The 23,547-nt window shown below is 55.9% G+C and carries 22 protein-coding genes; 9 read left to right on the top strand and 13 right to left on the bottom strand.

Annotation, left to right across the window (positions count from 1 at the left end; translation table 11 throughout):
- Window positions 1–5 precede the first annotated feature (5 nt).
- The 4 genes from Y5S_RS17615 to Y5S_RS17600 are packed head-to-tail and all read left to right on the top strand — an operon-like array spanning window position 6 to window position 4,704.
- The gene (locus Y5S_RS17615) at window positions 6–917 is read left to right on the top strand and encodes an AAA family ATPase (protein WP_035234942.1); all 912 of its coding nucleotides are present in this window, start codon (window positions 6–8) and stop codon (window positions 915–917) included.
- A 3-nt stretch (window positions 918–920) separates the two neighbouring features.
- Window positions 921–1,880, top strand: a complete 960-nt coding sequence (locus tag Y5S_RS17610) for a DUF58 domain-containing protein (protein WP_035234941.1) — start codon at window positions 921–923, stop codon at window positions 1,878–1,880.
- The gene (locus Y5S_RS17605) at window positions 1,880–3,910 is read left to right on the top strand and encodes a transglutaminase family protein (RefSeq protein ID WP_231552739.1); all 2,031 of its coding nucleotides are present in this window, start codon (window positions 1,880–1,882) and stop codon (window positions 3,908–3,910) included. Before Y5S_RS17610 ends, Y5S_RS17605 begins: the two co-directional genes overlap by 1 nt.
- A gap of 56 nt (window positions 3,911–3,966) precedes the next feature.
- A complete protein-coding gene (locus Y5S_RS17600; RefSeq protein WP_035234940.1) occupies window positions 3,967–4,704 on the top strand; it encodes a TenA family transcriptional regulator in 738 nt (245 codons plus the stop codon).
- A 59-nt stretch (window positions 4,705–4,763) separates the two neighbouring features.
- Here Y5S_RS17600 and Y5S_RS17595 read toward each other — a convergent pair whose 3' ends face one another.
- Window positions 4,764–5,330 carry a hypothetical protein gene (locus Y5S_RS17595; protein ID WP_035234939.1) on the bottom strand — a complete coding sequence of 189 codons (567 nt, stop codon included), beginning with the start codon at window positions 5,328–5,330 and terminating at the stop codon, window positions 4,764–4,766.
- Window positions 5,331–5,466: 136 nt separating this feature from the next.
- Here Y5S_RS17595 and hrpB point away from each other — a divergent pair, with 136 nt between their 5' ends.
- Window positions 5,467–7,905 (top strand): ATP-dependent helicase HrpB, encoded by a 2,439-nt coding sequence (gene hrpB / locus Y5S_RS17590; protein WP_035234978.1) that lies wholly within the window; start codon window positions 5,467–5,469, stop codon window positions 7,903–7,905.
- A 139-nt stretch (window positions 7,906–8,044) separates the two neighbouring features.
- Here the strand turns inward: hrpB and Y5S_RS17585 are convergent, their stop codons facing one another.
- The 9 genes from Y5S_RS17585 to Y5S_RS17545 all read right to left on the bottom strand — a co-directional run bounded on the left by Y5S_RS17585 (window position 8,045) and on the right by Y5S_RS17545 (window position 17,371).
- Window positions 8,045–9,025, bottom strand: coding sequence for an AgmX/PglI C-terminal domain-containing protein (locus tag Y5S_RS17585; protein ID WP_035234938.1), 981 nt, complete (start codon window positions 9,023–9,025; stop codon window positions 8,045–8,047).
- Window positions 9,012–9,521 carry an ExbD/TolR family protein gene (locus Y5S_RS17580; protein WP_035234937.1) on the bottom strand — a complete coding sequence of 170 codons (510 nt, stop codon included), beginning with the start codon at window positions 9,519–9,521 and terminating at the stop codon, window positions 9,012–9,014. Before Y5S_RS17580 ends, Y5S_RS17585 begins: the two co-directional genes overlap by 14 nt.
- Window positions 9,518–10,048, bottom strand: coding sequence for an ExbD/TolR family protein (locus Y5S_RS17575; protein ID WP_035234936.1), 531 nt, complete (start codon window positions 10,046–10,048; stop codon window positions 9,518–9,520). Before Y5S_RS17575 ends, Y5S_RS17580 begins: the two co-directional genes overlap by 4 nt.
- A 41-nt stretch (window positions 10,049–10,089) precedes the next feature.
- The gene (locus Y5S_RS17570; protein ID WP_052041696.1) at window positions 10,090–10,785 is read right to left on the bottom strand and encodes a MotA/TolQ/ExbB proton channel family protein; all 696 of its coding nucleotides are present in this window, start codon (window positions 10,783–10,785) and stop codon (window positions 10,090–10,092) included.
- Between the two features lie 165 nt (window positions 10,786–10,950).
- Window positions 10,951–11,247 (bottom strand): hypothetical protein, encoded by a 297-nt coding sequence (locus tag Y5S_RS17565; RefSeq protein ID WP_035234935.1) that lies wholly within the window; start codon window positions 11,245–11,247, stop codon window positions 10,951–10,953.
- The gene (locus Y5S_RS17560; RefSeq protein WP_081939823.1) at window positions 11,247–12,014 is read right to left on the bottom strand and encodes a tetratricopeptide repeat protein; all 768 of its coding nucleotides are present in this window, start codon (window positions 12,012–12,014) and stop codon (window positions 11,247–11,249) included. Before Y5S_RS17560 ends, Y5S_RS17565 begins: the two co-directional genes overlap by 1 nt.
- The gene (locus Y5S_RS17555) at window positions 11,995–14,943 is read right to left on the bottom strand and encodes a tetratricopeptide repeat protein (RefSeq protein WP_035234934.1); all 2,949 of its coding nucleotides are present in this window, start codon (window positions 14,941–14,943) and stop codon (window positions 11,995–11,997) included. The genes Y5S_RS17560 and Y5S_RS17555 overlap by 20 nt, the downstream gene beginning before the upstream one ends.
- Window positions 14,940–16,856 (bottom strand): tetratricopeptide repeat protein, encoded by a 1,917-nt coding sequence (locus Y5S_RS17550; RefSeq protein WP_035234933.1) that lies wholly within the window; start codon window positions 16,854–16,856, stop codon window positions 14,940–14,942. Before Y5S_RS17550 ends, Y5S_RS17555 begins: the two co-directional genes overlap by 4 nt.
- Window positions 16,853–17,371 (bottom strand): hypothetical protein, encoded by a 519-nt coding sequence (locus Y5S_RS17545; RefSeq protein WP_052041698.1) that lies wholly within the window; start codon window positions 17,369–17,371, stop codon window positions 16,853–16,855. Before Y5S_RS17545 ends, Y5S_RS17550 begins: the two co-directional genes overlap by 4 nt.
- Before the next feature lie 172 nt (window positions 17,372–17,543).
- On the opposite strand from Y5S_RS17545, the gene Y5S_RS17540 reads away from it, so the two are divergent.
- Entirely contained in the window at window positions 17,544–18,392 is an 849-nt protein-coding gene (locus Y5S_RS17540; protein WP_231552738.1) for a fructosamine kinase family protein, read from the top strand.
- Window positions 18,393–18,409: 17 nt separating this feature from the next.
- Window positions 18,410–19,525 (top strand): 4-phosphoerythronate dehydrogenase, encoded by a 1,116-nt coding sequence (locus Y5S_RS17535; protein WP_035234932.1) that lies wholly within the window; start codon window positions 18,410–18,412, stop codon window positions 19,523–19,525.
- Here Y5S_RS17535 and Y5S_RS17530 read toward each other — a convergent pair.
- Complete coding sequence (locus tag Y5S_RS17530; protein WP_035234931.1) at window positions 19,488–19,682, bottom strand: PA1571 family protein; 195 nt, start codon at window positions 19,680–19,682, stop codon at window positions 19,488–19,490. The genes Y5S_RS17535 and Y5S_RS17530 overlap by 38 nt on opposite strands.
- Window positions 19,683–19,774: 92 nt before the next feature.
- On the opposite strand from Y5S_RS17530, the gene Y5S_RS17525 reads away from it, so the two are divergent.
- Window positions 19,775–20,917 carry an ATP-NAD kinase family protein gene (locus Y5S_RS17525; RefSeq protein WP_035234930.1) on the top strand — a complete coding sequence of 381 codons (1,143 nt, stop codon included), beginning with the start codon at window positions 19,775–19,777 and terminating at the stop codon, window positions 20,915–20,917.
- A 122-nt stretch (window positions 20,918–21,039) separates the two neighbouring features.
- Here Y5S_RS17525 and htpX read toward each other — a convergent pair whose 3' ends face one another.
- The gene (gene htpX / locus Y5S_RS17520; protein WP_035234929.1) at window positions 21,040–21,930 is read right to left on the bottom strand and encodes a protease HtpX; all 891 of its coding nucleotides are present in this window, start codon (window positions 21,928–21,930) and stop codon (window positions 21,040–21,042) included.
- A 112-nt stretch (window positions 21,931–22,042) separates the two neighbouring features.
- Between htpX and Y5S_RS17515 the strand changes: the two genes are divergently transcribed.
- Window positions 22,043–22,975 (top strand): class I SAM-dependent methyltransferase, encoded by a 933-nt coding sequence (locus Y5S_RS17515; protein ID WP_035234928.1) that lies wholly within the window; start codon window positions 22,043–22,045, stop codon window positions 22,973–22,975.
- A 38-nt stretch (window positions 22,976–23,013) separates the two neighbouring features.
- Here Y5S_RS17515 and Y5S_RS17510 read toward each other — a convergent pair whose 3' ends face one another.
- Entirely contained in the window at window positions 23,014–23,523 is a 510-nt protein-coding gene (locus Y5S_RS17510; protein ID WP_052041695.1) for a hypothetical protein, read from the bottom strand.
- Between the last annotated feature and the right edge of the window lie 24 nt (window positions 23,524–23,547).

Raw genomic sequence — 23,547 nt, 5'->3', positions numbered from 1 at the left:
AACGCATGCAGGCTCTGACGAAAGCGTTGGGAGAAGTCGCCAAGGTTGTCCTTGGAAAGGAAGACCAGCTCAAGCTGGCACTGACCTGTCTGATGGCCAATGGCCACCTGCTGATTGAAGATTTGCCGGGCATGGGCAAGACGACCCTGGCCCATGCATTGGCGCGGGTCTTTCAGCTGGAATATCGCCGGGTGCAATTCACCAGTGACATGCTGCCGGCGGATATTCTTGGTGTGTCCGTGTTTGATCCCTCCACTCAGGACTTCACGCTTCGTGAAGGGCCAGTCTTTACCCAATTGTTGTTGGCTGATGAAATCAATCGTGCCACCCCCAAAACACAGGGCGCTCTGCTTGAGGCCATGGAAGAGAGGCAGGTGACGCTGGATGGCGTAACGCGTCCGTTGCCGAAGCCATTCTTTGTGGTCGCCACGCAAAACCCCTCTGATCAGGCGGGTACCTTTGTGCTCCCGGAATCCCAGTTGGACCGTTTCCTGATGCGGATTTCTCTTGGCTATCCTGCACCAGAAGTGGAACTTTCACTTCTGGCAGGTGGGGACTTGCGGGAACAGGCCAGAAACCTCAAGCCGGTCATCAGCGGTGATGGCCTGGTCAAGCTGGTGGGAATGGTAGACAAGATCCGCGCCAGCCATGAACTGCTGGATTACGTTCAGCGTTTGCTTGAAGCCACCCGCACCGACGATCGCTTTGTCGCAGGTTTGTCGCCGCGGGCGGGCCTGGGTCTGCTCAAAGCCGCACGGGCCTGGGCATTGATCAGTGGTCGGGACTATGTGGTGCCTGAAGATATTCAGGCAGTATGGGCGGCGGTGGCAGAGCACCGTCTCAGTGCCAGGCAGGGTGGAAGTGTCTCGGCAATGACCCAGTCATTGTTGCAATCTGTGCCGGTGGTACGGCGCTAGCTGATGCGCTGGCCGGCTCCTTTCCGGAAATATTACGAGCGCTGGTTGGCTCGACGATTGCCCCGTGCGCCCCTGGTGATTCTTAACCAGCGGCGCATTTTCATCTTTCCCACCGGGTATGGTTTTTTTTATCTGGGCGTAGCAGCGCTGCTGTTCATCGGTGGTATCAACTACGAGAACAATCTGATCCTTGCGCTTAGCTTTCTGCTGGCCAGTTTATTCCTGGTAGCGATTCTGCATACCTATCGAAACCTGTCAGGCCTGGGACTGAGGAATGGTGGTAGTGAGTCCGGCTATGCCGGGGAAAGTGGTTCGTTGGGTGTCACCCTGTTTAGTGATAACCGCGCTCATCACTGCATCTGGTTGAAGTGGGAAGGCCAGCCGGCCCAGCAAATCAGCGTACCTGCGGATACTGAAAGTCGGCTATGGCTCAATCTTGCCCTGCCGCGCAGAGGTCGTGTACTTGCCCCCAGAATGAAGGTAGAGAGTTTCTTCCCGCTGGGGCTGCTGAGAACCTGGTCTTACGTCAGTCTGGACCACTACTGTCTTGCCTGGCCTTCCCCTCAACCGAGTGCGGAGTGCCCGGCCGAGGGAGGGCAGGAGCATGCCAAGGTAGTGACCAACGGCAAGGCCGGCAACGATGAGTTTCGTGGTCTGCGTGGATATGTGCCCGGGGATTCCTTGCGTCGAATCGACTGGAAAGGTTATGCCAGAGGAATGGGGCTTAATACCAAGTTGTTCGAGGAGCCAGCCGGCGGTCGGCTCTGGCTGGATTGGGATGTTCTGGAAGGGATTGGCAGAGAGCAGCGGCTGTCGATCCTGTGCTATTGGACTTTGCAGCTGGATCAGCAGCACCAGCCTTATGGTTTACGACTGCCTGGTATGACCCTGGCTCCGGATACTGGCGATACGCATCGATTGAGAGTGCTGGATGCTCTGGCGGCCTTCCCGGAGGCAGGCTGATGCGCGTCTATCAGGTACCAACCCACACCCGGCTGTGGCTGGTCATGACCATTGTGATCTGTTCGTTGCCTCAGCTACTGCGTGGCCCTGGTTGGCAGGCGGGGTTGCTGGCTCTTATTGTCATACTCAGGGCCCTGGCAGATCGTCAGCGCATCGCCATGCCTGGCAGGGTGGTAAGAGGTGCGCTGATGGTTGGCATTGTGGTGCTGACGTTCTATTCCTTTGGGCGAATTTATGGCGCTGAGGCAGGAGTGGCTCTGCTGGTGAGCCTGTTTGCCTTGAAGTATCTGGAGGTAGTGCGCCAACGTGATGCCTATGTGGTCATCGTGTTGGGCTATTTCGTTTGTGCTACCGCGCTGCTGTTTGAGCGTGGCCCTGGCATGTTTGCCTTTGTGCTGTTTTGCATGCTGCTGCTGACCTCCTGCCTGGTCGGTATTAATCATAGCGATACCGGTGCAAGGCCGATGGGGCATATTAAACGAGCCGCAGCGATGTTGGCCCAGGCCGTGCCGGTCATGTTGCTGCTGTTTGTGCTGGTGCCCAGGGTGGCACCGCTCTGGAATATGCAAGTGGACTCTGGCAAGGCTCGTACCGGGATGAGCGATAGCATGTCGCCTGGACAGATCAGCGAGCTATCCCAATCCTCGGAGCTGGCATTTCGTGTAGCGTTTGATGGCCCGGTGCCGGCGAATAATCAGCGCTATTGGCGGGGTTTGACGCTCAGTCACTTTGATGGCCGTACCTGGCAGCAGGCTTTGCCCCGTGGGCAGGATATTCAGGATTATCTGTTTGAGAAAGGCCAAACGCCTCCGCCCTGGTATCAACTATTGATGAAGGCGGGCAGGGGCGAGGGCTACCGCTATCGAGTGATTTTGGAGCCAACGGAACGACGCTGGTTGTTTGCTCTCAAAGTGCCGGTACTGGAGCAAGGTCAGGCTGGGCTCGCCAAAGACATGCGCCTGGTGGCCAGCAACCCGGTTTCAGAGGCCATGGCTTACACGGTCACCAGCTACCCCAATCTGGCGGCTTCGCTGGCCCTGGATGAGGCAGAGAGAGATTTGATGCTGTCTCTGCCTCAACAGGGCGTGGGGCGTCGTGCCCAGGGATTGGCCCAGCAATGGCAGCTTGAAAGCAGCACCCCTCAACAGGTGGTGAACAGAGCCCTGCGTTATTTCCGTGAACAGCCTTTCTACTACACGCTGAAACCACCTGTTTTGCCTGTGGACCCCATTGACGAGTTTCTGTTTGTCAGTCGGCGGGGTTTCTGCGAACACTATGCTTCCAGTTTTACCTTCATGATGCGGGCCGCAGGCATTCCCGCGCGAGTCGTGGTGGGCTATCAGGGGGGGGAACTCAATCAAGTAGGCTCCCACCTTTTGGTACGCCAGTATGACGCCCATGCCTGGAGCGAGGTGTGGCTCGACGGACGGGGCTGGGTTCGCGTAGATCCTACTGCCGCGGTGGCTCCAGACCGAATTGAGGAGGGGGTACGCGCGGCGCTGGAGGAGAGCAATGCCGATAGTGATGCGTTGGCCAGTCTGAAGAGTTTTGCCTCCTCCGGGATGCTCGGCAAGCTTCAGCAATGGGTAGATTATGTGGATTTCCAGTGGCAAACCCGGGTGCTGGGTTATAACAGCCAGTCACAGATGCAGCTGCTTCGGGAACTACTGGGTGCGGCCAGTCCTCTGCGCATCGCACTCGCGCTGCTTGCAGGCATCGCTGTGCTGCTCGCTTTGTATATGGTGTTATTACTGAGGCGGGATCGCGGTTATCAGCAAACTGTAATGGAAAGGGAATTCTGGCGGTTGCACCAGCGGGTTGGCAGTATGGGGGAGCCTCTGGATGCAGGAATGACACCGCAGCAGCTCGCTGCCCATATTGCCAAGCGCTGGCCGGCAGCGGCTGAAATTGCCCGGCAATGGGCGTTGCAGTACCAACAGGCACTCTATAATCCGGCAATTTCCGTGGATAAACGCCGTATTCGTCATTTACGTCAGCTCAGAAATCGCTTATACAAATTATTGGACTAATGTACAAACTGGCCGTCTGGCCTGGTTTAAATCGATTGTTGTTATGGAGAACAACTATGCGCGCCGCGAATTATAAAAAAGCGCTTGAGATCACCGAGCATTCTCCCTGGGCTCAGCAGTTCTGGGATGAGTTGGTACCCCTGAAGGACAAGGTTGTTCATCATCCCCTGTTTGTTGAGATGGCCAGTGGTGGTCTGAGTCTTCCCCGCTTCCGTAGTGCCTTGCTGAACTTCTACCCCTTGGTCGAAAATTTCCCAAAATACATGGGGTTAAACCTGGCCAAGACCCGTCCTGGGCGTCATCCGGGTCATGAGGAAGCCAAAAACTGGTTGATCAGTAACATCAAGATTGAGCAGCGTCATGCTTATTGGTACCAGGACTGGGCCATGGGGTTCGGACTGACTATGCATGATCTGGAGTTTGTTGACCCTCCTGCTGCTATGGATGCGGTGAACCACTTCCTGTGGAGTATTGGCCGCCAGTCCAGCCTGGAGGAGGGGATTGCGGCTACTAACCTCGCCATTGAGTGGGCGACCGGTGAGTGGAGTCAGAGTGTTGTCAAAGGCATGAAGGCCTATGAAGACCAGGGCGTTGCTACCATTAATCGTCATTCCATGGCGTGGTTAAGAGCGCATGCGTCCTACGACGATGACCACCCCCATGAGGCCATGGAGTTGATCAAGCTGATTTGTGTGGACGAAGAAAGCCGTGAGCGGGCCTATAAAGCGGCATTCAAGGGGCTCGAATATTATGTGCACGCGCTGGATTTTTGTTACGCAAACGCTGACGAATAAGCTGGCCTGAATCCAGACGTGACACGTGCGCTGCTCACAGCTGCGCACGTGTATTCCAGTCACATATAGACTTTGAGCTTGTCGCGGATCACCTTCTGGATCGCCTTGATCTCCATGGGAGAACGATCAACCAACTTGGAAGGCTGGATGCGGTGCAAGTGGAGGCAAGGGAAATCCTTGCGGAAAGCGCGCAGGTCTCCTTTGGTAATCACGGGCAGAAAAGGTACGGTCTCGGTTTCCTTTTTCATCAATGCCCAGAGCCCTACTTTCAGGGGGACCGGCTTGACGACTTTCTTGCCGGACTTGAGCAACCGCAAGGTCAGGAACAAACCTTCTTTCCCAAACAGATCGCCGGGGACAATGTACATGCCGCTGGCGTGGACACTATCCTCCACAATACCGTTGAAAGTATCGTGATAGGCGTAAGGGTTTGGCAGAATGATCAGTGAGCGGTCGTCACTTTCCGGAAGAGAAATCTCATAGTTGGTATAGAGTTGTTCTACCGGGGCACTGTAAACGCACAATGTATCCTGAAACTGTTTGATGAAGTTGACCGCCCGCTGGTGGTTGTCAAATTCATTGAGCTTCCAGATGAGATGTTCAGGTATCCCCAAATCGTTCAGCATAGTGAATGGATCACCTAGTTATATATTATTAGTAATAGCCAGAATATAGCATAGGTCACTGGCTTCAACAGTCCCCACTGGTACTCATTTTTCTCCTTTGCGGGCATCAACACTTTTATTTAAGACATAAATGATCATGCCCCCGACATTTCCGGTCGATACAGTCCTCAACCCCTTGCTTGATGCTCTTTGCGAGCACGGTGGTGCCATTCTTGAGGCTCCTACCGGTGCGGGAAAGTCCACACGGGTTCCGCTTCGGTTACTGGAATCGCAATGGGCCAGACAAGGCAGGATTCTGATGCTGGAGCCCAGGCGTGTGGCCGCTCGGTCTGTGGCCACGTATATGGCTGCACAATTGGGTGAGTCAGCAGGTAAAACGGTTGGCTATCGTACACGCACCGAAAAGAAAGTCAGCCCGGCTACCGTGATCGAGGTGGTAACGGAAGGGGTGCTGACCAGGATGCTGTTGTCGGACCCGGAGCTGACAGGCATCAGCCTGGTGATTTTTGACGAATTTCACGAGCGATCATTGCAAGGTGATCTGGGGTTGGCATTGATCAGTGAATGCCGCGATGTGTTTCGCCCGGACCTGGGTTTGCTGGTGATGTCTGCGACGCTGGATTGTGGGCCGCTGACTGACCATCTGAAGCTGCCACTGGTAAAAAGCGAAGGTCGAAGTTTTCCCGTGGCTGTCAGTTATGCTCCAGTCAGGGCACGAGCATCCTGGGAGGATCACATTGTTTCGCAGATTCGAGGGGTTGATGCGAAGGCCGTGGTCACCCTGGCGTTTCTGCCTGGTCAGGCCTCGATTCGTCGCGTGTCTCGCTTGCTTGGTGACAACCATTATGCAGACGAAGTGCTGGCGCTTCATGGTGGTTTGTCTCTGGACAAACAGCAACAGGTGCTCGCCCGTGCAGCAGAAGGGAGCGCGTTGATTATTCTTGCCACTAATGTGGCGGAAACCAGCCTGACCATTGAGCACGTTACCCACGTGATCGACAGTGGCTGGGTACGCGAGCCGGTCTATGATGCTGGTCGACATCGTAGCCGACTGGAAACCCGCAGGATCAGCGAAGCCAGTGCCAAGCAGCGCGCGGGCCGGGCCGGAAGGCTCGGGCCTGGTTCCTGCATCCGTTGTTGGTCCTGTGACGAAGTGATGGCGAAACAGGGGACTCCTGAAATCCGCCGTGTGGGCCTGGACCAGCTGGTCCTGGACCTGGCCAGATGGGGGTGTCTGGATCCATCACAAATGAGGTGGCTGGATCTGCCGCCGGATTCGGCCTGGAAATCGGCCGTTGCCCGATTGATGTCAATGAATGCGCTGGATCGAACCGGCGCCATCACTCCGAAAGGAGAAGTCATTGCGAGTTTGGGACTGGAGCCCTCCTTGGCGATGTTGGTCCTGGATGGAAAGGCGATGGAGCTGGCTGGCACCGCCGCGAGAATTGCCGCGTTGCTTTCTGATCGGGACATTCTGTCGGGGCAAGGCGTTGATCTACGCTATCGTTTACAAGCACTGGAGCAACGGCCCAGTGCCTACAGACAGGTGCTGGATGAGGCATCGCGGATTGTACAGGGAGCAGGTAGTCACATAGAGGACTGGCAGGACAGGGTGGATGTACTGGCCGCCAATGCCATGCCAATGCAGTTGGCACGGCTAAGGGAGGGGCAGACACTCCGGTATCAGATGGCAGATGGACCGGGTGTGATCCTCCCGGAGCATGATCCTCTGGCGGGAGAACCCTGGTTGCTGATTCTGGATACCGATGGTCAGCCTCGTGATGCGCGAGTACGCTTGGCGCTTCCCGTCAGGGAAGAAACGATAACCGGAGTGCTGCAGAACCTGTCGGTTGTTCATGAACAGGTGTTCTGGGATGCGGAACTGAACCGCGTAGTTGGCAGACTGCAGACCTGTCTTGGCGAGATCGTTCTGCATTCCCGCCCGATGTCTCAACTGGGCTCTCAGCAGATTGAGACTGCCTTGCTGGAAGGAATTCGACAGCAAGGGCTTGAACTGCTGCCTTGGACGCCTGCGCTGCGCCAGTGGCAGGCCCGTGTAAGAAAGCTATCCATGCTGGATAGTGGCTGGCCCAGCGTCACGGATGAAGCCTTGCTGGATGCGCTTGATCATTGGTTGCTTCCTTATTTGGCAGGCATGCGCACTCTGGACGATCTCAAGAGCCTGCCGCTGGGGGACGCACTGGCATCGATGTTGGATCATGAGCAACAACAAAGATTGGCAGCTCTCATGCCTGAGTCTGTAGCGATTCCGACCGGACGCCGTGTCACGCTGGATTATGGTGGTGAGCATGTTGTTCTTGCGGTCAAGTTACAGGAACTGTTTGGCATGCAGGCCTTGCCGGAGCTGGCTGACGGGCGGTTGCGTATTACCGCACACTTGTTGACGCCGGCAGGAAGGCCGGCTGCAATCACCGATAATCTTTCCCGGTTCTGGAGGGAAAACTACGAGGCGGTACGTAAAGAACTGCGAGGCCGCTATCCGAAACATCCCTGGCCCGACGATCCACTCAACGCTCAGGCCACGGCCTGGACCAAGAAGCGGGCAGGGCAGTGAGCAGCGAATAACGAATTTCGAGTTGCGAAAACCTGACACTCCACATTCTGCTTTTGTCTTTCGCCTGTTGCGTGTTGCAGCAGCATAACGGCAAACAAAAAACGCCCCGAAGGGCGTTATTGTCTTTCCGAAGAATTGATCAGTTCGGGAAGAAGTTTAGCTTGTAGTCACCCTTCCAGGTTTCCACATTCATGGCACCAAAATTCATGCCCTTGGTGATCAGCAGGATTCGACGTTCGAGTGTCGGATCATTTAGCTGACTGGACTTGATCTTGGCATCGGTCACTTCACCGCTTGGCGCAATCACGAGAGACAGCACAACCGTTCCCTGCAGGGCAGGGTTGCTGCGCAATGCCCGCTGATACTGGCTGTTGAACTTGCCTGCATAGCGATCAAATACCCGGCGTAGTTGCTCCTGGGTTCGTCGACTCTTGCCATCGCTGCCTTTACGAGTGGTACTGGCAACCTGACCGGATTCCGCGATCTTGCTGTCGACCTTGCCGGTGCCCACCGTACCGGAGGAGAGGGTACCTCCACCGCCGCCACCACTGGATGCCTTGGCTACTGCCACGCCACCAGAACCTCCGCTGGCACGTTTGCCAATCAGGTCGCGCTCGGCTTTGGCTTCGCTGCTACCGCCCGTGCGCAACCCGTCACCGGCACTGACCAGTGGCCCGATATCATCCAGCCCGGCGAGAGAATCCCCCAGGTCTTCCTCAAGCTTGGCCTTGGCGGTTGCTCTGGCTTCTTCGCGCAGCTCCGGAGTCGGGTCCGGGCGAGGCTCGGGCTTGGGCTCAGGCTTCGGCTCTTCGGGTTTGGGCTCTTCCTTTTCGGGTTCTTCTTTTTTCTCTTCTGGCTCGGGCTCAGGTTCCGGCTCGGGCGGTGGTGGTTCCTTTTTCTTCTCCAGAACCATTTGCGCCAGACGCTCAGGAATCTTCTGCTGTTCGCGGCGATCCGGTTTGTCGATAGTGACCGATTCCACCACAAACATGAGCAGCAAACAGATAAGCAGAACGACGATGACAAAGCCGTAGAGGCGGCGATTTTCCCCCTCCTGCTTGTCCCACGGCAGGGTGCCATCAATCAGGATGCGCAGTTTATTATTGTTATTCTGCGTCATTACTATCCTCCTCTGCGACTTTCAGCACAGCGAAGGCGACCTTGGTGTATGGGGTTTCCATACAACTGCGCATCAATTTCTTGATGACCGCATAAGGTACATCCCGATCCGCGAGAATCATGATTTCCCGCTCATCTTCCGGGTTGATTGCCAGAGACTGGGAGGCACGGAACTGCAGTTCGTCAATGAGTGCCTTGACGGTGCGTTCTTCCTGTTCCCGTACGGCTTCAGTGCCCGCAATGCGTTGCCCTTCAACAATGATGTCGCTAGGGCTCACCTGGATAGTCAGGACTTCGCTGGGCAGTTCCTGGGCAATGGACTCGGGAAGCTGGATATCCTTGTTGTCCGGAAGTTTGGCTGCATTGTTGTTATTCACCAGCAGGAAAATCAGCAGGATGGTGAAAATGTCCATCAATGAAGTCAAATTGAGTGCAGCTACCGTCTTGTGCTTGCCGTGATGGCGTGCCATGCGGCGGGCGCGGGTTGATTTTTTCACGCGTCACCTCCGGCTTTGGCTGCTTGATCGGAAGGGGCCGAACCAATGTTGATATTCGGGAACAATTCCTTCTTGATGCTTTGGCCGTTTACTTTGGTGTCATAGAGGCGCACCACATCCATGGTCTTGATCATGACCCGGTACGGGGTGTCGTCTTCACACAGCAGTGTGACGGCAGTTTCATTCGGGAATTTCTGCTTTAAATCCACCAGAAAATTGTGCAGAGCGGCGCTATCGTGTTCCTCGCCCTTGTTTTCCACAATTTTCAATACAGCACTGGTGGTACGATCAACCACTTCATAGCGGTTTTCATAGATCAGTACTTCCAGTACCAGCTTTTCTTTTTCGTCGTCTTCCGAGGGCGCGCTGCTGTCACTAATAGCCGGCAGGTTCAGCTGCAGGATAGAGACCTGAGCAAACACGGCATTGATCAGCAGAAAAGGAATCAACACTACCATCAGGTTAAGAAAGGCAGTGATGTTCAGTTCCACCTCGGTGTCACGCGAACTTCGTCTGCGAAATCGCATACCAGATCCTTACACCAGGTTGGCGAAAACAAGAATTCGGCTTATTGGCCGTCGTTCTTGCGCTCTTGCTGGGCAGATACCTGGCGGAACACGTTGACGAATTTCACCGAGGCCATTTCCATGCTGTCGACCATCTTGCCGGTCATGGAGTTGATGAAGGCGAAAGCCAGCAGCATCGGGATCGCAGCGATCAGACCGAAGGCGGTAGTGTTCATCGCAACGGAAATGGAGGCTGAGAGCAGATCAGCTTTTTGTGCCGGATCGGCACTGGCGACGGCGGTAAAGGCGCTGATCAGACCAAGAATGGTACCGAGCAGGCCGAGCAGGGTGGCAATGTTGGCGAAAGTGGCGATGTAGGGAGTACGAGTTTCCAGACGCGGAATGACTTCCATCAGGCCTTCTTCCATGGCCAGTTCGATATCATCGTGACGCTTGGCGGTTTTGGCGCGCTCCAGACCATAACCGATAATTTTGGCCATGCCGGTGTTGCTGGTGCTGACTACGTCCAGTGCCTGGCGGAATTGCCCTTTGGCGATCAGCGGGTAAACGTCCTTCCAGGTTTTCTGGTTGCGGGCCTTGGTAGCTTGCAGGTAAATGATGCGTTCCAGAGAGAGTGCCAGACCCAGGGCCAGAACAATCAGAATGGGATACATGAAAAAGCCGCCATCCTGAATAAAAGAGATGGAGGTTTGTACGATGCCAGAATCCTGTGCGGCAACGGTGGCGGTGGTGGGCATGGACTTCTCCTGCGGTGTTGCTGGTTTGTGTTGTTTTATATGGCAGACAGCAGTCTATTTGGATTGTTATTGCTGTTGCCTTCCCCAAAAGGTCATTTTTTATCAGAAAAAAGAAGTGTACGCATCTAATGAAATCAGCGGAGCAGTAAACTCTGGTTCAGTGCTCTAGTCCAGGAACAGGCCATCATTATCCGGTTCGCTGGTCAGGAGTTGGTGGTATTCGATTTCACGCATCAACACTTCCTGGTCCAGAGGTTCGAGGACCCTGTTCAGCAGTGAAGATGTGGGATCTTTCTTTTCCAGTTTTACTTCACGGTCTTTCCAGGGCACCACGTTGAGAACGGTGGGGGCTTCCTGTGTGCCAATAACATTGGTTGCCGCTTCCGGTTGCGGATTGTTCTCTGCCTGGGCCGCGGCAGCCATGGTCAGTGCGAGACTGCCGATGAGCGTTCTGATACGCATCAGTTAACACCTCCTGCGTTTTCTCCGGCACCATTGCCGGCTACGGGCTGGCTGGGTGCATCAGGGACACGGTTTTCCAGATCTGCGATCCAGTTGGTGACATTGCTGTCCGCCTGTTTTTGCAGGTTCTGATAGGCACGGAAGTGGTTGAGTGCCAATGGCAGATCCTGCAGGTAAAGTTCACCCAGCACCGCAAGGTTGAAATGGGCGCGGGCATATTTGGGGTCAAGCGCGAGGGCTTGTTCGTAGTGACTGCGCGATTCAGAAAATTGCCCCTGTTCCCGCAGTGCCAACCCCAAACCATTGTGGGCGTAGGGGTTGGCGTTGTTGACGGCCAGGCATTCCCGGAATGCCTTTTCTGCATTTTCGTAGTCTTCCTGTTCCATATAAATCAGCCCCACGTTCAGCTTGGGGCCGGAGAGCTGCGGGTAGCGCGCAGCCAGTGACTGGAACATGACAAGCGCCTGCTTGTTGTTACCCGCCATGCGAGTCTGCAGGGCACGAGCGTATTCTGCCATGGCCTGTTGGGCTATTTTTTCCGCTTCCGGAGCGTGGGGAACCGGAGGAATGTGAATGGCGTCACTGTCTGCTGCCGCGCCGCCTTCTTTTTGTCCCTGATACTTGCTGGTGTGTCCCTCTGCGCTGCCTTCCAGTCCGCTGCTACCGGTATTGGTTGCACAGCCGGACATGACCAGGGCGAAGGTCAGGGACAGGGCGGCCAGCGGCAGGCGCTGGTAACGTGATGAATCAGTAAATAATGTCCACATGGCTCTCAACCTGTTCAAACTTCGCATAACGGCCAGGAATCAGTTCTGCCAGAGCCCCGAAACTCTTTTTTACCCACTGATCGTAGATGTCATCTGTGACCAGGTTGGCATTGGCGATAAGAATGTCGATGGCCTGATCCTCGTAGGGCAGGGCTTTGTCTTCCAGCAGCATGGTGTACTCTTCAAGTTCAAGCTCATCCAGACCAGCTGGTCGTTCGGAGCCAATCAGATCCTTGGCCAGGACCCGGTACATCTCACCAATCTTGTAGTTGGCAGCAGTGGCAAACTCTGCCACTCCTATGCTGGCAACGGCTTGATAATCGGCCAGGGCCGATTTCATCACGGTTGTTTTCTCAGCAAGGGAAGTCTTCAGTGGCTGCCCCAGTTTGATGGTGTTGAACTTCTGGAAGTTAGGTTCCGCCAGTGTAAAGCTGGCATAGGCCGCCAACCAGGCAACGCGATCCGAAGCGTTACTGCCGGCTTCCCGGTAACTGTTGACCAGCTGCTTCAGCCAGTAGGTTTCTTGTCCAGCGTTGCCTGTCTTGCGGTTCAGCTCAACCAATCTGAACTGGGCTTCGGACCGGAAATCATAGGGCTGGGGCCATTCCTGCAGATATTGTTGGTAGAGCGCAATGGAGGCATCAGGTTGATTGGCCCGGTCTTGCATTTCAGCCGCTTTCCATAGCGCCTGGCGTGACAGTTCGTCATCTTCGCCCTTGTAGTTGGCAGCGATGAGAGCAAGTTCGCCAGCCGCTGCGGTGTAGTTACCCTGCTTCTCGTAGGCCACCGCCAGCTTGTCAGGAATGGTCTCGGTAAGCGGGTCATTGGGGTAGCGGGTTCTGAACGCTTCCAGTACCGGGATGGCATCTGCACCGCGCCCCTGATTGATGTAGAGGGTGGCAGCATCGAATTCTGCGTTTTTGCGAACCGCCGCTTCCGGGACGGTTTGGCCTACACGCAGGAAGGTGGTGGCAGCCAGGTCGAATTGGCCAGCGGTTTGCTGGGCCTCAGCCTGTCGGTAGATGCTGACTGCCAGCTTTTCCCGATATTCTGCCCGTTCGGTTGCCGGCATTTCCAGTAGCAGCAGTTTGCCGTAGGCAAATTCTGCGACCGGGTAGTTGGCCAGATCAAATTCACCATTACCAATGGTGGACCAGCCGTAGCGAAGCAAATCGTTGGCGGGCGGCGGCTGGCGATTGACCAGAATGCCTGCGGTTTTCACTGCCCCCGGGATATCGTTCTGTGCCAGTTGGTCTTCTGCAGTATTGCGGAGCACATTGGGTACTTCCGGGTGCGCCGGGAAGGTCTGTCCGAATTTTTGCGAGCTGGCAATTTTCTGATCGCGCCACACAGATGCTTGCTCATCAGAAAGAGACGGATTTGCGAGTGTCTTCTGGTAGGCAACCAGGGCGGAATACGCGGCTGTGGAGGCTTCCGGGTACTCCTGATAGGTGTAAGCCGTTCGCTCAAATTCGGCGATGGCGGCCGGGTAGTCCTGGGCGGCGAACAGAACATCCGCATAACGATGGTTCACCTCACCCTGGCTGCTGCTTGGTGGTGGAGTGTCCAGATACTGCTTGTACCAGCTGGCGGGGGCACGGTAGTCAGCAGGCTTGCCAGACTTCTGGGCAAGGACGTGATGGTATTCTGCGAGATCCAGAATATGGCCCTTGAGCAGGTCTACGTACTGTTCCCGAATATCGGGATGGCGATTCCAGTAATCGCTTGAGATCCCGTAATGCTGGACGAATTTTTCCTTGGCCGGCAGCACCAGGGTGGGGAAGCCGCCTTTTTGATAGGAATCGATCTGCAGGCTGGAAAATTCGGGCGCCAGTTCGGAATCCGGATACACGGTGACGAACATGTCGAACGTTTCTGCTGCATCGCGGAAGCGTTCCTGGCCGAGATAAACCTGACCAAGAGTGCGATAGACGTCCGGTTCGTAATCCCGCTGACCGTTACGCGCAAACCATTTGCGAGCGGATTCTGCGCCGTCAAGATTGGTAAAGGTCAAGCCCACCACTCGCTGGGTATCGTTGAACAGTTTGTTTTCCATGCTGGTGTCGTTGTCCAGCTCGGAGTGCCCGTTCAATGTATCCAGCAAGGTAAAGAAACTGCCAAGAGCGGGGGTGTAATCACCCAGCTTGTAGTGGCTCCAGCCCTGCTTGTAGAGCGCCTGATTATAGAATTCGTTGCCTTTCCCGCGGCGGATCACATCCGCATAGGCCCGCTCGGCATACTCGAAATCGCCATCGGAGAACAGCATCTCGCCACGACGGAATTGTGCTTCCAGTGCCCATTCACTGTCGGGATACTGTTCCACCAGACTGTCCAGACTTTCACGGGCACGATCCAGGTCGCCATCCATGGCGTAGGCCTTGGATAGCAGGTAATAGGCTTCCGCGCGCTCGTCAGGGTTCTGTGTGTTGTTAAGAAGTTCCTGATACAGGGAGATGGCAGTGGTGTAATCCACATTTTCATCGGCCACGGTGGGGGCCATGTTCTCAGCCTGATCCAGCAGCGCCAGTTTGCGCTGGGTATCCGAGGTGGTGCTTACCTGTTCCATGGTGTTTTGATACACCATCTGGTCGACTTCCCGCTCCAGGCGCTCGTTATCTTCCTGGATCGCGGCCATGTCCTTTTCGGTAGCGGAGGACAGGGCGAGGTCAGCCATTCGCCGCAGGGTTTTGGCGCGGCGTTCAGGGTCATCAAACAGTTCTGCTGCCTGGCGGTAGCTGGCAAGGGCATCCTGGGTGGTGGCGCTGTCCAGCTGCTGTTCCTCAATGACGATATCTGTGCTTTCCAGATCTGCCAGTGTGGTGCCACCGAATCGGGCCTGTTGATCCAGCGTGCCGCCGGTGGGGCCACTGGCGCAGCCGCTAAGTGCAATGACTGCCGCAGCCAGGCTGTGCAGGCGAAAACGGTTCACGATCCTGTCCTCTGTTTAGTATCCCCGGAAGCGGAAGTGTCTTGCAGTCGCGCCACCGCCAGATGAGCCTCTGCTAACTGGTCAGCCAGTTTTTTCTGGTTGGCGCGGAGCAGGGCGAGGGCGTCGTCTTGCATGCTTTGTTCCAGTGCTTCAAGGGTGGCTTCTGACATACGCTTGATTTCATTGATCCGGCTTTGTTGCTGCGCCAGACGCTGGCCCAGGTCATCTCTGGTGCGCAAGGTCGCATCGCGAATCTGCAGACTCACCGCTGCCACACGCTCTGCCAGAATGCGACTTTCCTCTTCAAGTTCTTTGGAAGCCTGAATCTGTTTTTCTCTTTGTTCTACCGACTGGTGGGCAATATCCCAAAGTAACAAGCCTCGCATGCGGCGCAGGCGCAGGGCATTGCTATGGGTAGAGCCGGGCAAGCTGCCGAACTGCTTGGCCATTGAGTCCACCTTTTGCCACATAATCGCCTGCTCAGCGTTTGCCACGTCTTCCGGGCTACTCATATCCACAAAGTTGGGAATCTCCATGCCCAGCTTGTCACTGGCCATCATCAGTTGTTCCTGCTCTTTCTGATGCTGGTTGATGGCTTGCCGAACATTGGGCAGGTTGCGGGCGAGGGTCTGTTGCTGAATCTGATAGGACTCGACCAAAGCGGGCAGCGAACGCTCCCAGTGCTCAACCATTAGTTTGATCTGGTGAATTTGCCGGTAATGTTCGAAACGCTGGGCAAAAGCATTGCTGGAAAACAGCTTGTACAGGTAGGAAAGTTCGCCGCCCTGCGCCATATCGTCGCTGTTGGCGGGCAGAAAGCCAGCATCATTGATATCTTCGGGGAGCAGGTTGTCGGCCCAGCCTGAGCGCTGAATGTTCTCAATGGCCCGTTGAAGATCCTTGAGTGCCTCACGATATTGAGTGGCGGCATATTTGTAGCCCGCAAGTGCCTGGGGCATTCCCCCCAGTTCTTCATAGGCTCGGGGTGCCAGCATCAAGGCTTCCTGTACGGAGGGGTGGCTACTGTTACGGCTCACGGCCTCCAGCCAGAGTGGCAGGGCACGTTTGATGGCACCAGCACGGTAATTGGTGAGGCCCAGAGCCAGCAAGGCATCTTCTGAGAAGGGGCCATCGCTACGCACCTGCCTAAGTGCTGCCTGTGCCCCCTCCAGGGCGCCGCTGCGAAGCTGGGTGAGACCGGCTGCCAGTGCGGCGCGATCGCGCAGCGCCAGCGCCTGGTCACTGTCTGCGGACTGATTCAGGAGCGAGTTAAGGAGGGCGAGGCCTTGTTTCTCGTGACCGCCGCGGACCAGCGCGACGCCCATATTGTAAGTGGCATAACGGCCTTCGTCGGTTTCAATTGGCACACCATTGAGGTAATCCAACGCACCGCTGAAGTCTCCTTCTGCCATCAGAATGTTGGCCAGCATCAGTTTGCGGCGAGCCTCATCGGCAGCTTCGAGCCCGTCGACTTTTTTGCCGTCAAGGATCATGGCGGCTTCGGTCAGATTGCCTTCCCGGTAATGCAGGGCTGCCTTGTGCAGCCAGGTCTGGGCCCGGGTGTGGCTGAGAATGTCTTTCTTGAGCAGCCGGTTGAAAATGGTTTCTGCGCTGTCTGGCAGACCATAGGTCACATACAGATCACCCAGCAGCAGCTCGGCGTAATCGGTATCTTCGTCAAAAAGCTCAAGTTGCTGGTTGACCAGCAGCTGATTGATGGCGTCAAAAGTGGCGTGGCGATAGTAGTCATACATGACTTCGCCAAACGAAAGATAGCGGTGCTGCTCAAGTGTCAGCGGAGTAGGGCCGGTATCAATGTCGTCAAAGAACTCGACATTGGCTGCCTGTGTCGTTGCACATGTTCCGGCAATGCAAGCCGCAAGCAGCCACTTTTTCAGTGGGGGCTGCTTCATTGCTGATTCCATTCACGGAATTCAAATTTGTGCTGTTGGTTGTTGAGGTCGTCCACTACCTGCATTTCCACCATCTTTTTACCGGCCCCTTTGGTGAAGGCATAGCTGGTAGTTTTCTGGTAGTCCTTGCCCTGAGGGTCGTAGCCGGTGATGGTGGCTTCAAGCTCATGGCGACCGCTGGTGAGATTGCCTGTGTAGAGGCGCTGAATGCCGCCTTTGGTCAGGGCTTCAAACTCTTGATCGGTATAGAAATGGTATCCGACGTGCTCGCCATCGATGGTCAGGTTGATGTCGACCAGACGAATCGGGGTGCCTACATCTACCGAAACAAAAATACTGGTTTGCGGTGTGGCGTAGAGCAGTTCCCGTTCCAGCAGGGTGAGGTCCCTGTTCAGGTTCAGGGCCTGGTTTTTTAACTGACGGATTTGTTCGGAAAGTCCATCATCACTGGCAACACTAAACGGCGAGTACAGCGCCAAAACCAGAGCGCTGCACAGGGAAAAGAATGCTTTCATGGGCTTGCGATCGCTTATTTTGTTGTTATGAGCCAGATCATCCGGCAGTAGCACTAGTTGTAATTCAGAAGAACGGCTTAAATCAAGGCCAATGCGCCGGTAAAATTGACCCTAAAGGCAATTTTACAAGCCTGCACCGTCAATAATTCGCATAAGTCACGAGTCGCACTGCATGAAATACGAGCTTCTACTGCGGACTGCGCTGGACAAAATGGGCCACTCTGGAGCGTTTGAGCCGACCTTCAAGGGGGGTGGGGATACTGCTGTTTCCGGCGAAATGGTAGTTAACGGCGCCTTTTTATTCTTCAAAATTCACGAAAATGCTGAGATCTTGCAGAGTGAGGTGTCGGCGCTTGAGGCGCTCTCTGCCCATGTGCGCGTTCCTCGAGTCCTGTCTTCAGTTCAGGTCGAGCATGCCGGTGTGATCATTCTTGAGCACCTGACTCTGCGGGCACCCCAGAGCAGCGAGGACTGGCAAGCTGTCGCTCTCGCGCTGGCCCGGCTCCATCAGCCCGCAGGCGAGGGCTATGGCCGGTTTGCAGACAATTACATCGGTGGCAGCATTCAGCGCAACCATAGCGATGATTCATGGCAGCGGTTCTTTGCTGAGTGTCGCCTGCAGCCTCAACTGGATCGAGCTATAGCGCTGCCTGCGGCTGTTCGCAGGGATGTCGACAAAGTGATTGCCCGTCTGGCGGACTGGCTGCCGGACAGGCCGGCTTCCGCCTTGTTGCATGGCGATCTCTGGTCGGGCAACTTCGCGCTAACGGGCGATACCCCCGTTTTTTATGATCCAGCCTGCTACTATGGCGACCCACAGGTGGACCTTGCCATGATGGCCCTGTTCGGAAGCACCCCCGAGAGCTTTTATCTTACCTATATGGGGGCTACGCCTGATGCAGATTTACGCTGCAGATGGTGGGTTTACGATCTCTACCACCTGCTCAACCACTTCAATTTGTTTGGCAGCAGCTATGCGGCGTCCATTGCCCGTGTAGCAGCGAAATTGCTGCGCAGCTGACTCAGGGAACCTATGCAATGAAAATTGTCGCCGATGCCAATATGCCGGGCCTGGAGCTGTTTGCCGCGCATGGCCAGGTTGTCCCGGTGGATGGAAGGCAGATGAATCCGTCCACCGTGGCTGATGCGGATGTTTTGCTGGTCCGTTCGGTTACCCGGGTGAACGCAGAACTTCTGGCAGATAGCCCTGTCAGGTTTGTCGGCTCGGCCACCATCGGCACAGATCATGTAGACCAACAGTGGTTGCAGGAAACACAAAGGGCGTTCGCCCATGCTCCGGGCTGTAATGCGCGGGCGGTGGCAGAATATGTCTTGCAGGCATTGTTGCTGGTTTGCCAGAAACAGGGCCGGGCTGCTTCATCATTGTCCATCGGTGTGGTGGGCATGGGGAATGTTGGAAGGCGTGTTGCTCAATGGATGCAGGCGCTGGGGATGACGGTACGGGCTTGTGATCCGCCTCTGGCCGAGCAGGGCGTAGACGTTGGCTATCGATTGGAATCCATTGATGCACTGCTGGATTGCGATGTGCTCACGTTGCATGTGCCGCTCACCGATACCGGCCCTGCAGCTACCCGACATCTCTTGCATCACGAGCGCCTTGCGGCAATGGGCGCGAATCGCATTTTGATCAATACCTGCCGGGGGCCGGTTGTCGATAACCGGGCGCTGGAGTCCTTGCTACGGGAGGGCAAGGGGCCTGCTTCTGTGCTGGATGTCTGGGAAGAAGAGCCACACGTACCTGGCGATTTGCTGGATCGGGTGATGTGGGGGAGTCCACACATTGCCGGCTATAGCGTGCAAGGAAAGGAGAACGGTACGCGGATGGTGTATGACGCTTTCTGCAAATGGCGCGGGATAGTTGCACCTGAAGGACAGAAGGCTACCGCGCTAGGTGTGCTGGCTCAGGACGTGCAGGATGAGAGAGACTTATTGTCCCTGCTGCAAACGGCCTATCGGCTACCCGATGATTATTCGCGCTTGCAGGAGAGCTTGAACGAGGAAAATTCTGCTGCCGCATTTGATCAACTGAGAAAGCGCTACCCTCTGCGGCAGGAAATGCATCGTTGGCTCTGGCAGGGGAGTGCAGCGGTGCCTTTCAGGCCGATTCTTGACGCCCTGTTTGCGCCGGGTTGAGGCGACGTGCAGAGGGCAGGGGGAAATCCCAGCTTTGGGCCAGGTTTTCACACGCTTCCTGGATCATTGCCTCGGTAATCGGGATTTCCCGGCCTGTTTCGTCAATCACGGCGGCACCGTTGAACTGGGTCTTGGCTTGATGGCTGTTCACATTCATGGCTGTTGCCCTTTGCGTGGTTCACAATACTCATGGTTGCCTGACGAGTGATCGTCAGCAACGCCATTTTTGTTTCCGGATATGACCCTTTTATGAAAGAACGGCAACCCCTTGTTATTGGCGTACTGGTGAATCCCTATGCGGGCATCGGTGGCAGCGTGGCACTCAAGGGAAGTGATGGTGAGGCGACCCGCGATGAGGCCCTGCGCCGTGGTGCAACCCAGCAGGCGCCAGAGCGGATGTCCCGCGCTCTTTCTTCGCTGGCGGGTCTGTCCAATGTCACTTTGCTCACCTGGGGTGGTTTGATGGGTGAGCAGAGCTGCCGGGATGCAGGTCTGGCCTTTGACGTGGTTGGCGAATCCTCTATGCCCAGTGGTTCGTCCGATACCCGACAGGCGGCGAAAGACTTGAAAGCGGCCGGTGCAGAGCTGTTGTTGTTCGCGGGAGGAGATGGAACCGCCCGTGATCTGGTGGATGCGGTGGGCCAGTCATTGCCCGTACTTGGTGTGCCGGCAGGGTGCAAGATGCATTCGGCGGTGTATGCAGTGAACCCCGAAGCGGCTGCCAGCCTGTTGCGGGAACTGGCAGAGGGGAGTCTGGTTGCTCTCCAGCAAGCAGACGTCCGGGATATTGATGAAGAAGCGTTCCGACAGGGGGTAGTGAAAGCTCGACACTACGGTGAGCTCCAGGTGCCTGCAGAGGCCCGTTACCTGCAGCAGGTGAAATGCGGGGGGCGTGAAGTTGAGGATTTGGTGGTGACAGAGGTGGCCGCCTGGATAGCGGACAGCATGGAAGCGGACACCTGGTATCTGATGGGATCTGGCTCCACCGTGGCGGTGGTGATGGAGCAGCTGGGACTCGATAACACTTTGCTTGGCGTCGATGCGGTGTACAACGGGGAGTTGGTAGCGTCTGACCTTGGGGCCGAGGCGCTGCTGGCCTTGATCGGTGACCAGCCCGCCAAAGCCGTCATTACGGTGATTGGTGGCCAAGGACATTTATTTGGTCGTGGTAACCAGCAATTCAGTCCGTCGCTGATCCGCCGTCTGGGCAAGGAAAATATCCAGATCCTGGCAACCCGAACCAAGCTTAATACTCTGGATGGGCGACCATTACTGGTGGATAGCGGTGATGCGGAACTGGACCGGGAGCTGTGTGGGCTCTGGCCGGTGACCACGGGGTATGAGGATCAGATTCTTTATCGGGTAGCGACGGATGGAGCAGTGAACCGTTAACAGTGAATAGTGAACAGCGGCGCGGTCTTGGCTGGACTGGGTTTAAACGTTAGAGGCCGCGTCCAGACTATGGGCGCGGCCTCATTGTTTGGGTAAACAGCACGCCTGGGTCGCGTCGCTGTTCACTGCTTCTGCAGTGCGCGGATACGGTCATCCAGGGGCGGGTGGGAGGAGAACATGGCTTTCAGGCCTTGTTTGAAGCCGGAGTTGATACCGAAGGCTACCAGGGTGTCGGGCATCTGGTTGGGTACTTCGTACTCTGACTTCAGGCGCTGCAGGGCGGCAATCATGCTGTTGCGGTCGGCCAGTTCTGCGCCGGCTTCATCTGCGCGATATTCGCGAAAGCGCGAGAACCACATGACGATGGCGCTGGCTGCAATGCCAAACACGATTTCGGCAATGAACACCACGATGTAATAACCAAAGCCCAGCCCTCCAGAGCCGTCACTGCGGCGCATGAAACTGTCCACGAGGTAGCCCACCACACGCGCAGCAAAGATCACAAAGGTGTTCACCACACCTTGAATCAGGCTAAGTGTGACCATATCGCCGTTGGCCACGTGGCCAATTTCGTGGGCCAGCACGGCGCGAATTTCCTCAGGGCGAAAACGGGTCAGCAATCCCTGGGAAACGGCTACCAGTGCATCATTGCGGTTCCAGCCTGTGGCAAAAGCGTTGGATTGCTGAGCGGGGAAGATACCTACCTCCGGCATCTTGATGCCAGCCTTGTCAGACAGCTCCTTCACGGTATCCAGCAACCAGCGCTCTCGCTGGTCGGTGGGCTGATCAATGATCTTCACCCGCGCAGACCACTTGGCCATGGGCTTGGAAATGAACAGAGAGATCAGTGATCCGGCAAAGCCGAATACTGCACTGAAGATCAGCAGGCTGGTGAGATCCAGGCCGCTACCGGATGCCGCAAAGTAGCTGTTCACCCCCAGCAGGCTGAGGGTAATACTGGCGACCACAACCACCGCCAGGTTGGTCAGAAGATAAAGCGCGATGCGCATCATCGTGGTGTTTCTCCATGTTTCATATTGGAAGTGAATAAATGGGGGCGGCGCGTTGGGAGTCAAGGTATGCGATACTCTGCACCCCTCGACGATCCTGATCCCGATATACCCTATGTCCGCTTCCCAATTATCTGACCTGTTGGCGCCGTATCTGGTTCCTTCTGAAAGCACCAAAATTCGCTATTTTCATGGCCGTGGCAAGACCGTGCCGGAGCTGGAATGGCTCACCATTGACCGCTTCCAGCCCATATTGGTAGCGACGATTTTTCGCGAGCAGGATACGCAGACCCTGGTGGCGCTCAAGGAATGCCTTGAGAGCGTCCTTGCGTCCCTCGAGTGCGACACCCTGGTGGTACAGCACCGTTATGACGGCAAGGCAGATAACGAATTGGTTTGTGGTGAGTTGCCCGCTGAGCCAGTCGCGAAGGAGGAGGGGCTGCGGTACAAACTGGACTTTCAGCGTGGGCAGAACCTGGGTTTTTTTGCCGATATGGCAGAGGGGCGTCGCTGGATTCAAGAGCGGGCAGCGGGCAAGAAGGTGCTTAACCTGTTCAGTTTCACTTGCAGCTTTTCGGTAGCCGCGCTGGCTGGAGGGGCTGAGTCGGTGGTCAATATTGATCTGTCTGATGCGGCGCTCACACTTGGCAAGCAGAACCATGCCCTGAATGGCTTCCAGGGCGCCAAAGTGCACTACCTGCCCCACAATATTTTCCGCAGCTGGAAGAAACTCCACAGTCTTGGCCGGTACGACATCATTGTGATTGATCCGCCAAGCGCCCAGAAGGGCAGTTTCATGGTGGAGAAGGATTATCCCAAGGTGCTGCGCAAGCTGCACAAATTGCTGGCACCTGAGGCCGAAATCCTCGCGTGTGTGAACGCGCCTTGGCTGGATTACGCGTGGCTGGAGCAATGTGTTGCAGACAACCTGCCCGGAGCGGAATGGGGGGCGCGTCTGCCTGGGACCGAGGGTTTTGACGAAGCAGGGGAGCCGGCACTGAAGACGGTGCATTATCGCTACACTCGTCCTGAGGAACTGGATAACTGAGAGAATAGGGTTTGGTAATGCGTTACTCGCTGCTCAATTTACAACCATTCCTCATCGCTCTCAGGCGTATCGGGTTTGATCAGTTCAGCAAACTCCTCGGCACAGACCGGTTCCGGTTGCCGGGATAACAGATAACGCACCACAGCGGTGGTGCGGACCGAGTCCTGGGCGCGGATGGCCTGCATGAACTGTTCCGCCAGGGTCGCTTTTTCATGTTGTACCGTGGCGGGCAATTGCGGATCGGGATTGTCTAAACGCAGGTCGCTCAGGGAGGTCAGCAGGACAAATGCCTTGTTGGTCAGTACCGCCTGCTCCAGCCCTTCATGAAAAATGGTGGCTTGGTAACGCAGCCAGCCTTCATCTGCCAGCCATAACATGGCACCAAGACAGGCCATATGACGGCTGCTGTGCAGGCCTACATCATCCACTTCAGTGGGGCCGATAATGTCTTCTACATAGAGCGCGCCGGGACGGGGAAAGCTCATGTAGGCCTGCATCAGGATGCGGGCTACGTCATGGCTGAAATCATCAATGTGGAGATGGGACATAAAATCAGTTAACAGTTAACAGTG

It is taken from the genome of Alcanivorax nanhaiticus (assembly GCF_000756665.1).
GTDB lineage: Bacteria > Pseudomonadota > Gammaproteobacteria > Pseudomonadales > Alcanivoracaceae > Alcanivorax > Alcanivorax nanhaiticus.
Note: the sequence above shows the minus strand (reverse complement) of the source record. Positions and strands in the feature narration are given on the sequence as shown.